Raw genomic sequence first — 17,640 nt, 5'->3', positions numbered from 1 at the left:
TCAACCGCATCAAAGCTGCTGCGCCAACTCCTCAATCTGCTCCTGACGCTCCGCCTGATTCAACTTTGGATGCGCATTGAGCGACGACCACTGCGGGTGCGCCCGTGCCTTGTTCAGCGCTTCCGGCAGTGTGCCCTCGCGCCAGGTCTTGTCCTGGGGCGTGGCGACCTGGATGCTGTCCATCGCCGCATGCCCACGGGCATCCAGCGCTTGCAGCAGTTGCCGTTGGCGCAGCGCCAACAGCCGCAGCACGTTGTCATCGACCGTCAGCTCACGCTGGCCCTTGATCTTGCCCAGCAACCGACTGCCATAACTGCGCACGGTTTGCAGGGCGCCGCCGGCAATCGCACCGGCCAGAGCCGCCGCGCCGAGGGTAATACCGCCGACCAGCAAGTCGACTCCGGCGCCGGCTGCTGCACCGGCCGCGATCCCGCCGCCGACCCGCACGCCCAGTTGCTTGAGGGTTTCCGGGTTGAACAAGTCGTCGCCCCAGCGCCCATCAAGCAGCGGCAAGTCGCTGGCCGCCGCGTCCTGTGGGCGGAAGGCATAGAGCTTGAGCAGGGCTTCGACGCAGCGTTGTTCGCGCTGGCGAACGGCTTTGCGCAATTCATTGATGGCTTGCTGTTCCTGTTCGGCCTCGCTGACCACGCTGCGCCGGCAGGCGGCGCAATCGATCAACAATTCGGCAATCAAGCGCGCCGCACTTTGCTGGCGCGCCAAGCGTTGTGCCTGTTGATCGGCAATCAACCGCTCAAGCTGTGGACGGGCATGTTCCAACAGCAGCGCGAGGCTTTCATAGAGTCGGCGTTCGCCATCCTCCGGCGGTGCGACGCTGTCGAAGCGCACCAGCGCATGCAAACCCAAACGCGCCAGCGCTTCACGCCACGCCGGCTCGCGGTGGTTGGTGCTGCTGACAAAATTCAGCACCGGCAGCAGCGGTTTGCCACAACTGGCCAGCACTTCCAGCTCATCGCGATATTTGGCAAGGACCGGTTCCCGGGCGTCGATCACATAGAGCCCGGCGTCCGACGCCAGCAACTGGCGCAACACCTTGGCTTCCTGTTCGAAGCGCTGCCGGGCTTCGCTGCCCTCAAGAAAACGTGCCAGCCGTGCCGGGCCGTCCAGCCGCTCGCCGGGGCGCTCCAGGCGTTCGAGGTAATCGAGCAGGGCGATGGCGTCTTCCAGTCCGGGCGTGTCATAGAGATCAAGCAAAGGTTCGCCATCTACCGACAACCTCGCACCTTCGACATGCCGCGTGGTGCTGGGACGGTGGGACACTTCGCCGAAACCGACATCGCGAGTCAGGGTGCGCAACAATGAGGTTTTACCGACGTTGGTGTGGCCGACGACCGCGAGTTTCAGAGGCTGCTTCCTGGTGTCAGTCATGGCCCGTCTCCAGCCAGTTCATCGGTGCGCAATCGGCGAACGGCAGCTCAAGCTGTTGCAGCGCCACGTGCCAATCGCCGAGGCGTTCGGCATCCAGCGCTTTACCCGGCGGCGCTTGCAGCAACCAGATGCGGGTCGCGCTGGCGCTGCGGGCCAGTTCGGCAATCAGTGCCAGGCTGCCGCGATCCGGCGAGCGCCGTGGATCGCAAGCGATCGCCAGGCGAGCAGGCGGAAAGCGGCTCAGTTGTTCGAGGAGTTTGTGCCGCGATTCGCGGCTGTCGAGGATGCCGGCATTGCTGACGCTCTTGGGCAGTTGTGGCGGCCACGGGCGGTCGTCGTCCAGTTCGATCGCGACCAATAGCGCGCCATCGCTTTGTTGTTCACTGACGCCGCTTTCCACTCGATGAAGTTGAGCCGGTGCGGCATCGCTGACACCCAGGCGTTCACTGGTAGGCATCAGGCGTTCGCGCAGTTGCGCATAACCGGGCAGGTTCAAATCCAGGCGTAAGGCAGACTTGCCGGTTTTCCAGCGCCACAGGCAAAACACTGCAAGCAGCAGGCGCGGCACGACGCCGTAGACCAGCAGCACGCCCACCAGCCAAGCCGCCCAGGCCTGACGGGCGCTTTCGATATTCAGTGCGGCGTCGCCACTGGCGCGGATCATCTGTTCAGTCGGCACACTGAAACCAAGCAAGGCTGGGAGCGCACCCAGGGCCTGGGTCATGGCAATGAATGTGTCGGCACTGAGGATGGTGGTTTCCCAAACGAAGCCGTAGCGCCGGGTTGCCATCAACGTCAGCAGAATCACCAAAGCACTGAGCATCGCCAACAACCACAGGCCATTGGCCACAACACCGATGGCCCAGCGATTGAGTTTCTGGCGTTGCAGCAACAGCAGCAGGGCCGGCGCCAGTTGTGCGGCCTTGGCGTCCCGGGCGAGTTTTTCGCTTAGCCACAACCACAAGCGGCCGAGGCTGGCGCCGTGTTCGCCAGCAAACACCAGGCCCAAGGCCCAGCTCAACAGCAGGATCAGGTTAATCCCGAGCAGACTGCCCAGCGCCCAGAACACATTCACCGGGTGCAGGCCGTCGCCCATCGCGGCAAAGGCCAAGCCGGTGCCGCTGACCACGGCCAGCACCGCCAATACGATCAGCGCCAGTCGAGCGCCCTGCAGCCAGTGTTTGAGTGCCTCGCTCAAGCCATCGCGTTCCGCCAGCCACAGGGCGCGGCGTTGTATGCGTGCCGGCAGATCGCCGCCGGCGCTGCGGGCCAGCCGATTGGCTTCCAGATCTTCCAGGGGGCCGGCGTGTTCTTCGCGCAGGCGGATGGTTTCTGTCAGCCAGAGATTATTCAGTTCAGTCACGCGGCATCCCGTCGCTTAATTGAACTGTGAGCATAACCGCTGTGGCGCTTATCCGGGTAAGCGCGGCTCTGGTATCCTCGCCGGCATGACTAAATCACTCCCCCTCAGCCTGATCGCAGCCCTCGGTGAAAACCGCGTGATCGGCATCGACAACTGCATGCCCTGGCACCTGCCGGGGGACTTCAAATACTTCAAGGCCACCACCCTGGGCAAGCCGATCATCATGGGGCGCAAGACCTGGGACTCCCTCGGTCGCCCATTGCCAGGTCGCTTGAACATCGTGGTCAGTCGTCAGGCGGGTCTGGTACTCGAAGGCGCGGAGGTCTACCCCTCACTGGAGGCGGCCGTGGTTCGCGCTGAAGAGTGGGCCAAAGAGCAGGGCGTCGATGAGCTGATGCTGATCGGCGGGGCGCAGCTGTATGCGCAGGGGTTGGCGCAGGCAGATCGGTTGTACTTGACCCGTGTGGCACTGAGCCCGGAAGGGGATGCGTGGTTTCCGGAGTTTGATTCGGGGCAGTGGAAGCTGGTGTCCAACATCGAAAACCCGGCTGTGGATGACAAGCCGGCATACAACTTCGAAGTTTGGGAAAAAGCCTAAGAGCTTCGCGAGCAAGCCCGCTCCCACATTTGATCTCGGGTGTTCACAAATGCTGTGCACACCGCAGGAATAATGTGGGAGCGGGCTTGCTCGCGAAGAGGCCCACTCAGCCGCTGAAAGACTTAAGCGTGAGCCAACTCAGAATGCTCATCCGCATCCAACAATTCTTTATCCGTCTGCTGCATCACCTGGCTGGTAATCGCCCCGGCCGTGATCGAACCGCTGACGTTCAACGCCGTGCGCCCCATATCAATCAACGGCTCGACCGAAATCAGCAGCGCCACCAGTGACACCGGCAAGCCCATCGCCGGCAGCACGATCAACGCGGCAAACGTCGCGCCCCCGCCAACCCCAGCCACACCCGCCGAACTCAACGTAACAATCGCCACCAGCGTCGCGATCCACAGCGGGTCTAGCGGGTTGATGCCAACGGTCGGCGCTACCATCACCGCCAACATCGCCGGATACAGGCCGGCGCAGCCGTTCTGGCCAATGGTCGCGCCGAACGAGGCGGCGAAGCTGGCGATGGATTGCGGGATGCCCAGGCGGCTGGTTTGCGCTTCGATGCTCAACGGGATCGTTGCAGCGCTCGAACGGCTGGTGAAAGCAAACGTCAGCACCGGCCAGATCTTGCGGAAGAATCTCAACGGGTTGATCCCGGCGGCCGACACCAGCACGCCATGCACCACAAACATCAAGCCCAGGCCGATATAGGACACCACCACGAAACTGCCGAGCTTGATGATGTCTTGCAGGTTGGAGCCAGCGACCACTTTGGTCATCAGCGCCAACACACCGTATGGGGTCAGCTTCATCACCAGGCGCACCAGACGCATCACCCAGGCTTGCAGTGTGTCGATGGCGTTGATCACTTTCCGACCTTTTTCCACGTCATCCTTCAACAGTTGCAGCGCTGCAACCCCGAGGAATGCGGCAAAGATCACCACGCTGATGATCGACGTCGGCTTGGCCCGCGCCAGGTCGGCGAACGGGTTTTGCGGAATGAACGACAGCAGCAACTGCGGCACATTGAGGTCGGCGACCTTGCCGGCATAGTCGCTCTGGATGGTCTGCAGGCGCGCCATTTCCTGGGTGCCGGCCACCAGGCCCTCGGCGGTCAGGCCGAACAGGTTGGTCAGGCCGATACCGATCAACGCCGCGATGGCGGTGGTGAACAGCAGCGTGCCAATGGTCAGGAAGCTGATTTTTCCCAACGACGAGGCATTGTGCAGACGGGCCACGGCGCTGAGGATCGAAGCGAACACCAGCGGGATCACGATCATTTGCAGCAGTTGCACGTAACCGTTGCCCACCAGATCGAACCAGCCGATCGAGGCTTTCAACACCGGGTTGCCGGCACCGTAGACAGTGTGCAACGCCACACCGAACAGCACGCCAAGCACCAGTGCAAGCAGGACTTTTTTCGCCAGGCTAAATGTTGTGTGGCGGGTTTGTGCCAAGCCCAGCAGCAGGGCGAGGAACACCAGCAGATTGAGAATCAGCGGCAGATTCATTGGAACTCCCATTAGACAGGTGCGAACTGCCTTCCGGGGCAGTTGCGAACCGGCAAGCCTAACAGCTTGAAATCTAATGATTTAATATCAAAAACGTCTTGAAAGTGTCGTTTTTGGAATAAGCGCATGTCGCTTTTGAGAATGTGACTGGCGCGAAAGGTACGTTGACGGTCGCTGACGGATGAGGACTGTCACAGGTATTTGTTAGCGTCGATGTCTTTCAATCAGGGAGATATGAGGATGAAGTTCGCACCGAAATTACTGGCTGCAGCTCTTTGCCTTGGCCTCGTCGGCCAGGTGTTCGCCACGGATCTGAAACACTGGCCCGCCGATCAGGCCAAGGCACTGGATGCGATGATCGCGGCCAATGCCAACAAAGGTAACTACGCGGTGTTCGACATGGACAACACCAGTTACCGCTACGACCTCGAAGAGTCGTTGCTGCCGTTCATGGAAAACAAAGGCCTGATCACCCGCGACAAACTCGACCCCTCCCTGAAACTGATGCCGTTCAAGGACACCGCCGACCACAAGGAAAGCCTGTTCAGTTACTACTACCGCCTCTGTGAACTCGACGACATGGTCTGCTATCCATGGGTCGCCCAAGTGTTTTCAGGCTTCACGCTCCAGGAACTCAAGGGCTACGTCGATGAGTTGATGGCCTCTGGCAAACCGGTGCCCGCCACCTATTACGAAGGCGACGTGGTCAAGAAACTCGACGTCAACCCACCGAAAATCTTCACCGGCCAGCAAGAGCTCTACAACAAGCTGATGGAGAACGGTATCGAGGTCTATGTGATGACCGCCGCCTCGGAAGAGCTGGTGCGCATGGTCGCGGCCGATCCGAAGTACGGCTACAACGTCAAACCGCAGAACGTGATCGGCGTGTCGATGCTGCTCAAGGACCAGAAGACCGGCGAACTGACCACTGCGCGCAAGCAGATCACCGCTGGCAAATATGACGAGAAGGCCAACCTCGGCCTGGAACTGACGCCATACCTGTGGACCCCGGCGACCTGGATGGCCGGCAAGCACGCAGCGATCCTGACCTACATCGATGAGTGGAAAAAACCGGTACTGGTCGGTGGCGATACCCCGACCAGCGACGGCTACATGCTGTTCCACGGCGTTGACGTGGCCAAGGGCGGCATCCACCTGTGGGTCAACCGCAAGGACAAGTACATGACCCAGATCCAGGGCATGATGGCCAAGAACGCCGCGGCCCAGGCCAAGGAAGGGCTGCCGGTGACGGCGGACAAAAATTGGGTGGTCGTCACACCTGCAGAAATCCAGTAAGACCGAGTCGCTGCCTTCGCGAGCAAGCCCGCTCCCACATTGAATCTGTGAACGACGCAGATCCCCTGTGGGAGCGGGCTTGCTCGCGAAGAGGCCAGCGCAAACAATGAAAGCCTCTGTTCGATCAACTTCTTCCTACAGTCGCAACCTGCACGTTCTTGCGTAACGGACTACGACTACTTCAGAATCCGCCGACTTGTGCGCCTTACTCCTGGACTCTACCGTCTACCTGTCGCTGAACATCAGTGATCGGGTTTGGTAGCCCGGCTGTGTAGGGTGCAAAGCATCATGATTTGCAGACGTTCTCACGTCTCCGCTTTTTATGGTGGTCATGCACAGGGCGCTTTCGGGCGCGCCGGTTTCCTTACACCCCGGTCTACCAACCTGCGCATGGCCGCCACCCTTCGTTTGGTAGCGAGGGTGATGGCTCCTTGTCTTATGGTGTAAGGAGTTTCATCAATGCTCAAAATTACCCCCGATCCACCGGACACCGACAACCTGTCGGCCCGCATCAACGCCACCCCACGTAAACCCAGCCGAACATTCATGATCGCCCCCGGCCTCGACACCGAAACCCTGTTGGCCCACGCCTGCGAATCCCTCGCCTCGGCCAACGTCATGGCCAGCGATTTCGCCGGCCTGCTGGAAGGCTCTCAACGCAGCACGATGCTGGGAATTACCCAGCTCATCATGTTGGGCGAACTGGCAGTAAACCAGGCGCTGGATAACCTCGACCCACAGCAATAACGCGGGAAAAAGATGCCCCGCATCTGGCCGAGTTGATCGTTCCCACGCTCTGCGTGGGAATGAAGCCCGTGACGCTCCGCGTCACTGGACGCAGAGCGTCCCTTGAGGCATTACCACGCAGAGCGTGGGAACGATCAGCCCCGCACCTGGCGGGGCATTCCCTCGCATTATCTCCAGCATACCGACGACCACATCCTGCCCCATTTCAGAAATGCCCTACATCAATCAAAGAAGCGTCTGATTCTTCCTCCACTTCGACTCTTCTAGCTTTCGTCCTTTCGATCTGACAAGGACACATTTCGCATGAAGCGCTACCACATCACAGTCGGGGCCAAAACCACCGTCGGCGGCACAGTCGTAAGCGGTTGGCATCGAGGCAGCATCTTGGGCCAGAACTTGGCCCGCGAAGGCGATCAAGTCAAATGCCCGGAATGCGACAGTACCGGGACAATCATCTGCGTCGGCCCACGCCTGTCGGAGGAGTGGGAAGGACGCAAGCCCGCACTGGACGGCGACCTGTGCAAGTGCAAGTGCGATCCATCGCCCAAGCTGATTGCCAATCAGACCATCAGATGCCAAACGATCGAAAGCAGCGGCATTGCGTCGCCTGCCCGAGCCGCGGCTCAACCCGCGAAGCCGGTCGAAGCCCGCCAGCCGACAGCAGAACCGAGCCCCTCCAGCATCCGTCCTGCAACGAGCTACGGCGAACAGACGGGACAGGTCTGCCAGAACCTTTGGCGCAGCTACCAGCAAAGAGCCGAAGCGATCGTGGCACCGGGCGGGATCCTTATCGCCGATCCAAAAGCGCGCAATCGCGCGATCAATGCGGCCTACGCCCGATTGTGGCTGGAGGATCAGCGTTTCCAATGGGCTGGACTTGCTGCGTTCGCCTCCAAGCAGGTGGGTTGTGGGTTGTTGCATGCGGCTCAATCAGTCGAGAGGATTCAGAATCAATACGAAGCGGGAAAGCGCATGGTTGGCAGCGCCCAGCGTCGTTGGAAAATCTTTGGAATTGAATTGTTCGGCAAGACTGACAAACAGTTGCAACGTGACTACGAGCTATCCCGCAGCAATAACCCGATACCGAGCGTTGACTGGCGCACCGACAGAGAATCATTGTCGCTAGTACAGGGGCAACTCGAGTACGTGCATGACATGCTGGCGCTGGGCAATACCACGCTGTTTCTGGATGTTTTTCCGTTGCATGTTTTTTACAAAGAGCGAGGGTTGTTGGCGCTCAAGACATGCCTCGCTTCACGGAAGAACATATTTGGGCATGTTCAACAACCTGTGTTGTGGCCGATCGAGCAGGAAAAGCTGGAGTTTGGCACTTACCATGAGGAAATACTGCAAGCCTTCGCGGCCATTGAGGCTGGCAACATTGCCGAAAGTGTTGTTTTTCTAGCCGAACATGAACAGAAGAACATCCTGCAACCATCGATGTACAGCGATGTGCAATTGGTACATTTGCTACGTGGCAACCATTTCTCCTACGTCACGAACCTCCCCTCTGGTGCTGCGGCAGCGGTCGAGCTGACACTGGCCAGCCAGTGCCGTCCCAGCGAAGACGGGCGCACCGTGGGCTTCAGCAATGATTACTTTGCCAACCTGGCCGATATCCATCAGCGCATGCCCTTCGTACTCAAGGCCGCGGAGCAATTTGATGAGCTTCTACGGCGCTCTGATCGCCAACTGATCGAACAGGCGATTCTCGATATAGCCGCAGGCCGGGGCGTGCGATGAATCTACTGCGACGCATGAAGTGGCGACGGAAGGTTTTGGCCATTGCAGTCGCGGCTCTATTGACAATGGCGGTTATGCGAGCGCTATCGGATGACCCGGAAATTGCGCTAGTGATCGGCGAACCTTGGGAAGCCATGCGCCTGCGCTCCAGCGCGGCCATTGATCCGGCTTTTCCAGGGTACTCCTGGTTCAACACTCCCAAGTCCGACGCACGCCTGCGTTTTATCGACGATCAATTCGGATTTTTGACCCCGCTGGCTCGCTTTTTCACGGTTAGTTTCGATCGTGATGGGTTAGTCAGAAGTCTGCGCATGTCCCCGCAAATCGAGCCGCTGTTACTCGACGATACCCTCAAAGTCGTGCTGGATTTGCAGGCGCAATGGCGCCACGGTGGCTGGATACCCATTCGGGTCGGTGACGACCCACCCTTTGCTGACACTCCCGAATGGCGGGCCCGATTACGAGACGTGAACAAAGGCGGCACGTCTACCTGGCAAGCGGGTAATCAGTATCAGGTGATGTTGGGGGTCAATCGCTTTAGAGACGACAAGCGTCCCACAGAGGAGCGTTATCTCATCAAGCTACAAGTTGCCAGGCCGTGGGTAAATCCTTGACTCGCGCATCGAGGAACTCAGGAAGGCGGAAACCTATCAGGTCGAGACTTTATTCAGCTCGATGATTATTTAATGGAGTAAATATACGTGGTGTTACGTATCCTTTGGCCAGTTATGTATCTAATCGGAGGTGTCTTACCTGCTTTTGGATTGGCCCTGCTAAGTTCGTACTTAATGATGTTTGGTGAAGCCTTCGGTATAACAATCGGCATACTTGCCTGGTCGGGAACTACGGGGCTTGCTCTAGCTGCGCTGAATAGACCTAGTACTACGGTGTATTACCGCAGACGCATTATATCGTTAATGCTAATAATGGGGCTGATAGCTATCTCCATCCCGCTAATAGGTTCACTGACCCATCCCGGCAGTAGTATCTGGTTTAACTTGGTATTGATTAGCCCCACATTACTGGCGCTCCTCTATCTGGGAGAGATGTTGCGGACTTCTAACTCTTGCGATTGACGAACCTGGCTTTTGACCCGGTTCTGAATATGCCTTCGGGAATACACTAGTAAATTAAGCACTAAATAGACGCCGCAAAAAAATACCCCGCACATGGCGGGGTATTTTTCGTTCAACGCTTAACCCTTACAGCCCATCAAGCATCGCCTTGTTACGCACAGCACCCTTGTCGGCACTGGTCGCCAGCAGGGCATAGGCTTTCAACGCGGTGGTCACTTTACGTGGACGCACTTCAACCGGTTTCCAGCCTTTCTTGTCCTGCTCGACGCGGCGCGCGGCCAGTTCTTCATCGCTGACCAACAGGTTGATCGAGCGGTTTGGAATGTCGATCAGCACTTTGTCGCCGTCCTGCACCAGGCCGATCGCGCCGCCAGCAGCGGCTTCAGGCGAAGCGTGGCCGATGGACAGGCCCGAGGTGCCGCCGGAGAAGCGACCGTCGGTGAGCAGGGCGCAGGCTTTGCCCAGGCCTTTGGATTTCAGGTACGACGTCGGGTAGAGCATTTCCTGCATGCCCGGGCCGCCTTTCGGGCCTTCGTAGCGAATGATGACGATGTCGCCTTCCTTCACTTCGTCAGCGAGGATGCCGCGTACGGCACTGTCCTGGCTTTCGAAGATCTTCGCGTTGCCTTCGAACACGTGGATCGACTCGTCGACGCCGGCGGTTTTCACCACGCAGCCGTCCAGGGCGATGTTGCCGTACAGCACGGCCAGGCCGCCTTCTTGCGAGTAGGCGTGCTCGACGCTGCGGATGCAGCCGTTTTCACGGTCGTCGTCCAGGGTGTCCCAACGGGTCGACTGGCTGAACGCGGTTTGCGTCGGGATGCCCGCAGGACCCGCCTTGAAGAAGTGATGCACGGCTTCGTCGTTGGTCTGGGTGATGTCCCACTTGGCGATGGCTTCTTCCATGCTGCGGCTGTGCACGGTCGGCAGCTGGGTGTGCAGCAGGCCGCCACGGGCCAGCGAGCCGAGGATGCTGAAGATCCCGCCCGCACGGTGCACGTCTTCCATGTGGTACTTCTGGATGTTCGGCGCGACCTTGCACAGTTGCGGCACGTGACGGGACAGGCGGTCGATGTCGCGCAGGTCGAAATCGATCTCGGCTTCCTGGGCAGCGGCCAGCAAGTGCAGGATGGTGTTGGTGGAACCGCCCATGGCGATGTCCAGCGTCATGGCGTTTTCGAACGCCTGGAAGTTGGCGATGTTGCGCGGCAACACCGACTCATCGTTCTCGCCGTAGTAACGCTTGCACAGCTCGACGATGGTGCGGCCGGCCTGCAGGAACAACTGCTCGCGGTCGCTGTGGGTGGCCAGGGTCGAACCGTTGCCCGGCAGTGCCAGGCCCAGGGCTTCGACCAGGCAGTTCATCGAGTTGGCGGTGAACATGCCGGAGCACGAACCGCAGGTAGGGCAGGCGCTACGCTCGTACTCGGCAACCTTCTCGTCAGAAGCGCTGGAGTCGGCGGCGATCACCATGGCGTCGACCAGGTCGAGACCGTGGCTGGCCAGTTTGGTCTTGCCGGCTTCCATCGGGCCGCCGGACACGAAGATCACCGGGATGTTCAGGCGCAGGGAGGCCATCAACATGCCAGGGGTGATCTTGTCGCAGTTCGAGATGCAGACGATGGCGTCAGCGCAGTGGGCATTGACCATGTACTCGACGGAGTCGGCGATGATCTCGCGGCTCGGCAGCGAATACAGCATGCCGTCGTGGCCCATGGCGATGCCGTCGTCGACGGCGATGGTGTTGAATTCTTTTGCCACGCCGCCAGCGCGTTCGATTTCGCGGGCGACCAGTTGCCCCAGATCTTTCAGGTGCACGTGGCCCGGCACGAACTGGGTAAATGAGTTGGCAATGGCGATGATCGGCTTTTTGAAGTCGTCATCTTTCATCCCCGTTGCGCGCCACAGTGCGCGGGCGCCGGCCATGTTGCGGCCGTGGGTGGATGTTTTCGAGCGGTAATCAGGCATGAAGCACTCCGGGCGGCTAATCAGGTATCAAAAGGGAAGTGAGCTTCTATTGACGTCTGGAACACTCAGAAATGGCCGGGTGTCCGGAAGTTGCCGATAACTTTGCGGGATCGCCGCGCGCTTCAGCTTGAGCTCATAAACCCGCCGGGGATGACTGGCGATGAATGTCGCGATTCTACACGGCTGGCGGCTGGAGGGAATGCCTGCACGTATGCAGTCAGCATCCACAAGACGCACGGACAGCCCCTTGTAGGAGCGAGCATGCTCGCGAAAAACCTGAGAGCGCTGCGGGGTGTCAGGTCTCCAGCATTATCATTGACGACTATCGCGACGGTGCGACGATTCGACAAGCTCGCTCCTACAGGACGGCGGCCGCCCGATCAACGTGTTCAGCCCCAGTCCTGCAATGCTCAAGATCAGGAAACACGAGGCGAGGGCCGTCGTCAGGTCTTCAGACGCGAGATTGATCACCAGGCTGATCACGCCGCCGCACAAGAAGATCATCACACCGCCGACCGAAGTGGATGTGCCTGCATCCTGCGGGTGGAGGGTCATGGCTTTGGAGTTGGCAATGGGGCGGGCAATAGTAGTGCCGGCAGTACAAATCAGCATCGGTATCAGCACGGCTGCGGCCGCCAGCCCGAATTGGCTGGCCAGCAACAGCATGACCAACCCCGACAGCGCGATCAGTCCCAGGCCGACGATGATCTGCGTATTGGCCTGCAGGCGCCGATGCAGCGCACTGGCGACTATCCCGCCAACTATGTAGGCAGCGCCGTACAGCAGCATTACCCAGGCGAATTCGTAGGGCGTGAGTGCCAGGCGCTCCATGAAAATGATCGGCGAGATGACGATGAACGAGAAATGGCAGGCGAAGGCGAGGGCGGAAATCAGCCAATAACCCATGAAGCGTGGGTCGGAACACAGGCGCCAGTAGGCGGCGAAAAAGCGGCCGGGAGACGCACGATTACGTGGGGTTTCCTTGAGCAAAACGCCAGCCTTTATCCAGACAATGACCGCCAGCCCGATAAAGACAAAGAAGCTGCCCTCCCAGCCCAGATGCATTTGCAGCCATGTTCCCAGTAGTGGTGATAGGGAAATGAAGACGCCGCCTGCGGTGGTCATCCAGATTCTGAGGCGCTCCTGTTCCCTGCCGACGAACAGGTCCTGAATCAGCGCCTGCGATAGCACGAAGGAACCACAGCCAATTGCCTGGACAACGCGAAACACCAGGAACCAGCCGTAATCCGGAGTCATCACGCAGCCCGCTGCACCGATTACCGAGATGGCGATACCGATCAGTAGAAGCTGCCTGCGCCCCCATAAATCCGACAGCGGTCCGACCAGCACCACGGATATCCCCAAGCCGATGGCGAACAGGCTGACAGACAGGGCAATGTCGGACGCTGAGGTCTGGAAGTAGTCAGACAGGGCGGGAAAAGACGGCAGGACGACGTCCAGCGGAAATACGCCCAATAGCGTCATGGTCATCAACAGCAGGATGAGCGACGATTTTTTCGCGGTCTGCGGGGCAGGGGTCATCGACAGCGCACTCGGTCCGTGAGGGGTGGTCGAGAGTTGGCTTGATGTGGGGGGAAGTCAATGCATCGAGGCGTAGGACAGTTCTGAATCTACTGTAGGAGCGAGCATGCTCGCGATGAACCCGAGTACGCCGCGGGGCAACAGGTTCCCCGCGTTATCGTTGGCGACCATCGTCGGAACGCCGCCCGGAGCATGCTCGCTCCTACAGTGGTTTGGTGTTGTTAGCTGTTTGGCAGCAACCGGCAGGTGATGCTCTTGATGTAGCGGGTTTCCGGGATGGCCGGGTGCACCGGATGATCCGGGCCTTGGCCGCCACGCTCCAGCATCTGGATATTACGATCCAGGTGGCGGGCGCTGGTCAGCAGGATGTTCTGCAGGTCGTCTTCCGGCAGGTGCATCGAGCAGGAGGCGCTGAACAGGATGCCGTCCTTGGTGAGCAGGCGCATGGCTTGTTCGTTCAGGCGGCGGTAGGCGCCTTCGCCGTTCTTCATGTCTTTCTTGCGTTTGATGAAGGCAGGCGGGTCGGCCACGATCACATCGAAGCGCTCTTCGCTGGCCTTGAGCTCTTTCAGGGCTTCGAACACGTCGCCTTCGATGCAGGTCATTTTCTCGGCGAAGCCATTCAGCGCGGCGTTGCGCTCGACACCGTCGAGGGCGAAGGCCGAGGCGTCGACGCAGAACACTTCACTGGCGCCGAATGCAGCCGCTTGAACGCCCCAGCCGCCAATGTAGCTGTACAGGTCGAGCACGCGCTTGCCCTTGGCGTATGGCGCCAGGCGTGCGCGGTTCATGCGGTGGTCGTAGAACCAACCGGTTTTCTGGCCCTGGATAACCGGCGCTTCGAATTTCACCCCGTTCTCTTCCAGCGCAACCCATTCCGGCACCAGGCCGAACACGGTTTCGACATAGCGGTTGAGGCCTTCGGCATCACGGGCGGCGGAGTCGTTCTTGAACAGGATGCCGCTTGGCTTGAGCACTTGGGTCAGCGCTGCGATCACGTCGTCTTTATGGGCTTCCATGGTCGCCGAGGCGATCTGCACCACCAGGATGTCGCCGAAACGGTCGACCACCAGGCCTGGCAGCAGGTCGGAATCACCGTAGACCAGGCGATAGAACGGCTTGTCGAACAGGCGATCGCGCAGCGACAGGGCCACATTCAGGCGATGCACCAGCAGTGACTTGTCGAGTGGCAACTTGATGTCGCGCGACAGCAGGCGCGCACAGATCAGGTTGTTCGGGCTCATGGCGACGATGCCCAGTGGCTTGCCGCCAGCGGCTTCGAGGATCGCCTGGTCGCCGGCCTTGAAACCGTGCAAAGGTGTAGCGGCTACATCGATTTCGTTGCTGTAGACCCACAAGTGGCCGTTGCGCAGGCGACGGTCGGCGTTGGCTTTGAGGCGCAGGCTAGGCAGGGACATGACGTCGCTCCGGAAAAAAGAGCGGGAGTATACCGTGTTGCGCAAGCCCACGGCGCGGTGGGTGGACATGCGGTGAGTCAGGCCTGGACCAGATGAAACTGCAATCGGCGCACTGGCCCAGGTGTCGGATCCAATCCAGAAAAGTTAGAATCCGCGCCTGACCCAGAGTGTGTACCTATGTCCCAAGAGCTTACCGCCGAACAAATCCAGCAATCCTTGCAAGGCATCAGTGTGCCGGCCCAACCGCAGATCATGGTGGATCTGCAGATGGAGCAGTACATGCCCGACCCGGATCTGGATGTGATCGCGAAGCTGATTTCCCAGGACCCGGGCCTCTCTGGCTCCCTGCTGAAAATCGTCAACTCGCCGTATTACGGCCTGAGCAACAAGATTGCCTCGATCCAGCGCGCGGTGAATCTGCTGGGCAGTCGCTCGATCATCAACTTGATCAATGCTCAGTCGATCAAGGGCGAGATGAACGATGACACCATCGTTACCTTGAACCGGTTCTGGGATACTGCCCAGGACGTGGCGATGACCTGCCTGACCCTGGCCAAGCGCATTGGCGCCCAGGCCGGCGATGAAGCCTATGCCCTGGGACTGTTCCACGACTGCGGCGTGCCGTTGATGCTGCAGCGGTTCCCCAACTATATGAGCGTGCTGGAACAGGCCTATGCCAACGCCGGTCCCGATTACCGGGTGGTGGACACCGAGAACCAGGCATTCAACACCAACCATGCCGTGGTCGGGTACTACACGGCCAAATCCTGGCGCCTGCCGGATCACGTGTCTGCCGCGATCGCCAATCATCACAATGCCCTGGCGATATTCAGCGATGAGTCGTCGCGCAACAGCGCCCTGAAAAACCTGTTGGCGATCCTGAAAATGGCCGAGCACATTTGTGCGTCCTACCGGGTGCTGGGCAGCCAGCCCGAAGACCACGAGTGGAACAGCATCGGGCATTTGGTGCTCGATTACGTGGGCCTCTCGGATTACGATTTCGAAACCCTCAAGCAAACGATTCGCGACCTCGGCACTCACCGCTGAACGGCGAACCTCTTCTCACCGAGCGCCTGATCCGAGAGCACCATGCCTGAACTCCCAGAAGTCGAAACCACCCGCCGCGGGATTGCGCCGCACCTGGAAGGCCAGCGTGTCAGTCGGGTGATCGTGCGCGATCGCCGTCTGCGCTGGCCAATCCCCGAAGACCTCGATGTGCGCTTGTCCGGCCAGCGCATCGTACTGGTGGAGCGGCGCGCCAAATACCTTTTGATCAATGCCGAGGTCGGTACCTTGATCAGCCATTTGGGGATGTCGGGGAATTTGCGCCTGGTCGAAGCCGGCCTGCCGGCGGCCAAGCATGAGCATGTGGATATCGAGCTGGAATCGGGCCTGGCCTTGCGCTACACCGACCCGCGACGGTTCGGTGCGATGCTGTGGAGCCTCGATCCGCTCAATCATGAGCTGCTGATTCGCCTGGGGCCGGAGCCATTGACCGACCTGTTCGATGGCGAGCGGCTGTTCCAGCAGTCCCGCGGGCGCTCGATGGCGGTCAAGCCGTTCATCATGGACAACGCGGTGGTGGTCGGCGTTGGCAATATCTATGCGACCGAAGCGCTGTTCGCCGCCGGTATCGACCCGCGTCGCGAAGCCAAGAGTATTTCCCGGGCGCGGTACTTAAAACTGGCGATCGAGATCAAGCGCATCCTGGCGGCTGCCATCGAGCGCGGCGGCACCACATTGCGCGACTTTATCGGTGGGGACGGGCAGCCGGGCTACTTCCAGCAGGAGTTGTTCGTGTACGGTCGCGGCGGTGAGCACTGCAAAGTCTGTGGCACGGGCCTGCGGGAAGTGAAACTCGGGCAGCGCGCCAGTGTGTTCTGCCCGCGGTGTCAGACCTGAAAAGCAAAAAATCGCAGCCTTCGGCAGCTCCTACAGGGGAATGCGATCTCTGTAGGAGCTGCCGAAGGCTGCGATCTTTCAAGCCTTCCCGGTAATCTTGCGGTACTTCTCCATCAACTGCTCTTCAGTCTCTGGATGGGCTTCGTCCAGAGGAATGCAATCCACCGGGCAGACCTGCTGGCACTGCGGTTCGTCGTAGTGGCCGACACACTGAGTGCACAGGTTCGGGTCGATCACATAGATTTCTTCGCCTTGGGAAATGGCGGCGTTGGGGCACTCGGGTTCGCAGACGTCGCAGTTGATGCAATCGTCGGTGATGATCAGGGACATGCTAACTCCAGCCGGGGCGGCAGGCCCGGGCGCAATAAATCAATGCGCTAATTGTGCCGCATTGGCGTCTGCGGTGCACGCAACTACGACGTACTGCAGGAGCCGGCTTGCTGGCGAAGGCGGTGCATCAGGTGCACCGCGTTGTCAGCAAGCCGGCTCCTACGGATCAGGATTATTTCTTGAAGCGCTGTGTGAGGGCGTCCGCCACTATCGGGTGTACGAACTTGGTGATATCACCGCCCAAGGCTGCGATTTCACGAACCAGCGTCGAGGAAATGAACGAATAACGCTCGGATGGGGTAAGGAACAGGCTTTCCACATCCGGGGCCAGCTGGCGGTTCATGTTGGCCAGCTGGAATTCGTATTCGAAGTCCGACACTGCGCGCAAGCCACGCAGGAACACATTGGCGTTCGTCTCTTTGGCAAAATGCGCCAGTAGCGTCGAGAAACCGACCACTTCAACGTTCGGCAGATGTTTGGTGACTTCGCGGGCCAGCTCCACACGCTGTTCCAGGGGAAACAGCGGGTTTTTCTTCGGGCTGGCGGCGACAGCAATGATCACGTGATCGAACAGGCGCGAGGCGCGTTCGACCAGATCGCCATGGCCCTTGGTAATAGGGTCGAAGGTACCTGGGTACAACACTCGGTTCATCGCGTCGTCCTGGCGGGAGTGCGTTGGGGATTCGGATGGTATCGCAGCCTAACCGGTCGGCCAAGTCGCCTGTTGGGTAAGAAAGCACTATAGACGATGGAAATA

General features: G+C 59.7%; 15 protein-coding genes. 7 read left to right on the top strand and 8 right to left on the bottom strand.

The genetic code is table 11. The annotated features are described in order from the left end of the window. Window positions 1–9 precede the first annotated feature (9 nt). Complete coding sequence (locus tag AC1Q8Q_RS26710; RefSeq protein ID WP_020797338.1) at window positions 10–1,386, bottom strand: GTPase/DUF3482 domain-containing protein; 1,377 nt, start codon at window positions 1,384–1,386, stop codon at window positions 10–12. Next, a complete protein-coding gene (locus tag AC1Q8Q_RS26705) occupies window positions 1,379–2,749 on the bottom strand; it encodes a DUF2868 domain-containing protein (protein WP_033043522.1) in 1,371 nt (456 codons plus the stop codon). The genes AC1Q8Q_RS26710 and AC1Q8Q_RS26705 overlap by 8 nt, the downstream gene beginning before the upstream one ends. An 85-nt stretch (window positions 2,750–2,834) precedes the next feature. On the opposite strand from AC1Q8Q_RS26705, the gene AC1Q8Q_RS26700 reads away from it, so the two are divergent. Further along, complete coding sequence (locus AC1Q8Q_RS26700) at window positions 2,835–3,347, top strand: dihydrofolate reductase (protein WP_033043520.1); 513 nt, start codon at window positions 2,835–2,837, stop codon at window positions 3,345–3,347. A 122-nt stretch (window positions 3,348–3,469) separates the two neighbouring features. Here the strand turns inward: AC1Q8Q_RS26700 and AC1Q8Q_RS26695 are convergent, their stop codons facing one another. Then, on the bottom strand, window positions 3,470–4,861 hold the full coding sequence (locus tag AC1Q8Q_RS26695) for an L-cystine transporter (RefSeq protein WP_033043519.1): 1,392 nt from the start codon (window positions 4,859–4,861) through the stop codon (window positions 3,470–3,472). 240 nt (window positions 4,862–5,101) lie between these two features. On the opposite strand from AC1Q8Q_RS26695, the gene AC1Q8Q_RS26690 reads away from it, so the two are divergent. The 4 genes from AC1Q8Q_RS26690 to AC1Q8Q_RS26675 all read left to right on the top strand — a co-directional run bounded on the left by AC1Q8Q_RS26690 (window position 5,102) and on the right by AC1Q8Q_RS26675 (window position 9,261). Beyond that, on the top strand, window positions 5,102–6,157 hold the full coding sequence (locus AC1Q8Q_RS26690; protein ID WP_020797342.1) for an HAD family hydrolase: 1,056 nt from the start codon (window positions 5,102–5,104) through the stop codon (window positions 6,155–6,157). 459 nt (window positions 6,158–6,616) lie between these two features. Next, window positions 6,617–6,904 (top strand): DUF6124 family protein, encoded by a 288-nt coding sequence (locus tag AC1Q8Q_RS26685; RefSeq protein ID WP_020797343.1) that lies wholly within the window; start codon window positions 6,617–6,619, stop codon window positions 6,902–6,904. Window positions 6,905–7,207: 303 nt separating this feature from the next. Continuing rightward, window positions 7,208–8,647 carry a PAAR domain-containing protein gene (locus AC1Q8Q_RS26680; RefSeq protein ID WP_225441862.1) on the top strand — a complete coding sequence of 480 codons (1,440 nt, stop codon included), beginning with the start codon at window positions 7,208–7,210 and terminating at the stop codon, window positions 8,645–8,647. Next, window positions 8,644–9,261 carry a hypothetical protein gene (locus AC1Q8Q_RS26675; protein WP_432668708.1) on the top strand — a complete coding sequence of 206 codons (618 nt, stop codon included), beginning with the start codon at window positions 8,644–8,646 and terminating at the stop codon, window positions 9,259–9,261. Before AC1Q8Q_RS26680 ends, AC1Q8Q_RS26675 begins: the two co-directional genes overlap by 4 nt. Window positions 9,262–9,849: 588 nt before the next feature. On the opposite strand, the gene ilvD is transcribed toward AC1Q8Q_RS26675, so the two are convergent. From ilvD to AC1Q8Q_RS26660, 3 genes are all read right to left on the bottom strand, one after another. Beyond that, on the bottom strand, window positions 9,850–11,691 hold the full coding sequence (gene ilvD, locus AC1Q8Q_RS26670) for a dihydroxy-acid dehydratase (RefSeq protein ID WP_020797344.1): 1,842 nt from the start codon (window positions 11,689–11,691) through the stop codon (window positions 9,850–9,852). Between the two features lie 312 nt (window positions 11,692–12,003). After that, window positions 12,004–13,233, bottom strand: a complete 1,230-nt coding sequence (locus tag AC1Q8Q_RS26665) for a multidrug effflux MFS transporter (protein WP_168759084.1) — start codon at window positions 13,231–13,233, stop codon at window positions 12,004–12,006. Window positions 13,234–13,454: 221 nt separating this feature from the next. Beyond that, window positions 13,455–14,651, bottom strand: coding sequence for a class I SAM-dependent rRNA methyltransferase (locus AC1Q8Q_RS26660; protein ID WP_008065056.1), 1,197 nt, complete (start codon window positions 14,649–14,651; stop codon window positions 13,455–13,457). 231 nt (window positions 14,652–14,882) lie between these two features. Here AC1Q8Q_RS26660 and AC1Q8Q_RS26655 point away from each other — a divergent pair, with 231 nt between their 5' ends. Continuing rightward, the gene (locus AC1Q8Q_RS26655) at window positions 14,883–15,698 is read left to right on the top strand and encodes an HDOD domain-containing protein (RefSeq protein WP_173667187.1); all 816 of its coding nucleotides are present in this window, start codon (window positions 14,883–14,885) and stop codon (window positions 15,696–15,698) included. Window positions 15,699–15,740: 42 nt separating this feature from the next. Beyond that, on the top strand, window positions 15,741–16,553 hold the full coding sequence (gene mutM / locus AC1Q8Q_RS26650) for a bifunctional DNA-formamidopyrimidine glycosylase/DNA-(apurinic or apyrimidinic site) lyase (protein WP_020797347.1): 813 nt from the start codon (window positions 15,741–15,743) through the stop codon (window positions 16,551–16,553). A 78-nt stretch (window positions 16,554–16,631) separates the two neighbouring features. On the opposite strand, the gene AC1Q8Q_RS26645 is transcribed toward mutM, so the two are convergent. Both AC1Q8Q_RS26645 and coaD read right to left on the bottom strand, forming a co-directional pair. Then, window positions 16,632–16,883: a YfhL family 4Fe-4S dicluster ferredoxin gene (locus AC1Q8Q_RS26645; RefSeq protein WP_003195146.1), complete on the bottom strand. Its 252-nt coding sequence runs from the start codon at window positions 16,881–16,883 to the stop codon at window positions 16,632–16,634. Between the two features lie 172 nt (window positions 16,884–17,055). Continuing rightward, window positions 17,056–17,535, bottom strand: coding sequence for a pantetheine-phosphate adenylyltransferase (gene coaD / locus AC1Q8Q_RS26640; RefSeq protein WP_008065062.1), 480 nt, complete (start codon window positions 17,533–17,535; stop codon window positions 17,056–17,058). Window positions 17,536–17,640: the final 105 nt, after the last annotated feature.

Source organism: Pseudomonas sp. GW823-FHT06B06 (genome assembly GCF_058795195.1).
This window is presented reverse-complemented; position numbering and strand designations above follow the sequence as displayed.

Bases quoted from the DNA above. Each gene is read 5' to 3' on its own strand.
- AC1Q8Q_RS26710 (WP_020797338.1), bottom strand. From the start codon at position 1,386: ATGACTGACACCAGGAAGCAGCCTCTGAAACTCGCGGTCGTCGGCCAC.
- AC1Q8Q_RS26700 (WP_033043520.1), top strand. From the start codon at position 2,835: ATGACTAAATCACTCCCCCTCAGCCTGATCGCAGCCCTCGGTGAAAAC.
- AC1Q8Q_RS26695 (WP_033043519.1), bottom strand. From the start codon at position 4,861: ATGAATCTGCCGCTGATTCTCAATCTGCTGGTGTTCCTCGCCCTGCTG.
- AC1Q8Q_RS26690 (WP_020797342.1), top strand. From the start codon at position 5,102: ATGAAGTTCGCACCGAAATTACTGGCTGCAGCTCTTTGCCTTGGCCTC.
- AC1Q8Q_RS26685 (WP_020797343.1), top strand. From the start codon at position 6,617: ATGCTCAAAATTACCCCCGATCCACCGGACACCGACAACCTGTCGGCC.
- AC1Q8Q_RS26680 (WP_225441862.1), top strand. From the start codon at position 7,208: ATGAAGCGCTACCACATCACAGTCGGGGCCAAAACCACCGTCGGCGGC.
- AC1Q8Q_RS26675 (WP_432668708.1), top strand. From the start codon at position 8,644: ATGAATCTACTGCGACGCATGAAGTGGCGACGGAAGGTTTTGGCCATT.
- ilvD (WP_020797344.1), bottom strand. From the start codon at position 11,691: ATGCCTGATTACCGCTCGAAAACATCCACCCACGGCCGCAACATGGCC.
- AC1Q8Q_RS26665 (WP_168759084.1), bottom strand. From the start codon at position 13,233: ATGACCCCTGCCCCGCAGACCGCGAAAAAATCGTCGCTCATCCTGCTG.
- AC1Q8Q_RS26660 (WP_008065056.1), bottom strand. From the start codon at position 14,651: ATGTCCCTGCCTAGCCTGCGCCTCAAAGCCAACGCCGACCGTCGCCTG.
- mutM (WP_020797347.1), top strand. From the start codon at position 15,741: ATGCCTGAACTCCCAGAAGTCGAAACCACCCGCCGCGGGATTGCGCCG.
- AC1Q8Q_RS26645 (WP_003195146.1), bottom strand. From the start codon at position 16,883: ATGTCCCTGATCATCACCGACGATTGCATCAACTGCGACGTCTGCGAA.
- coaD (WP_008065062.1), bottom strand. From the start codon at position 17,535: ATGAACCGAGTGTTGTACCCAGGTACCTTCGACCCTATTACCAAGGGC.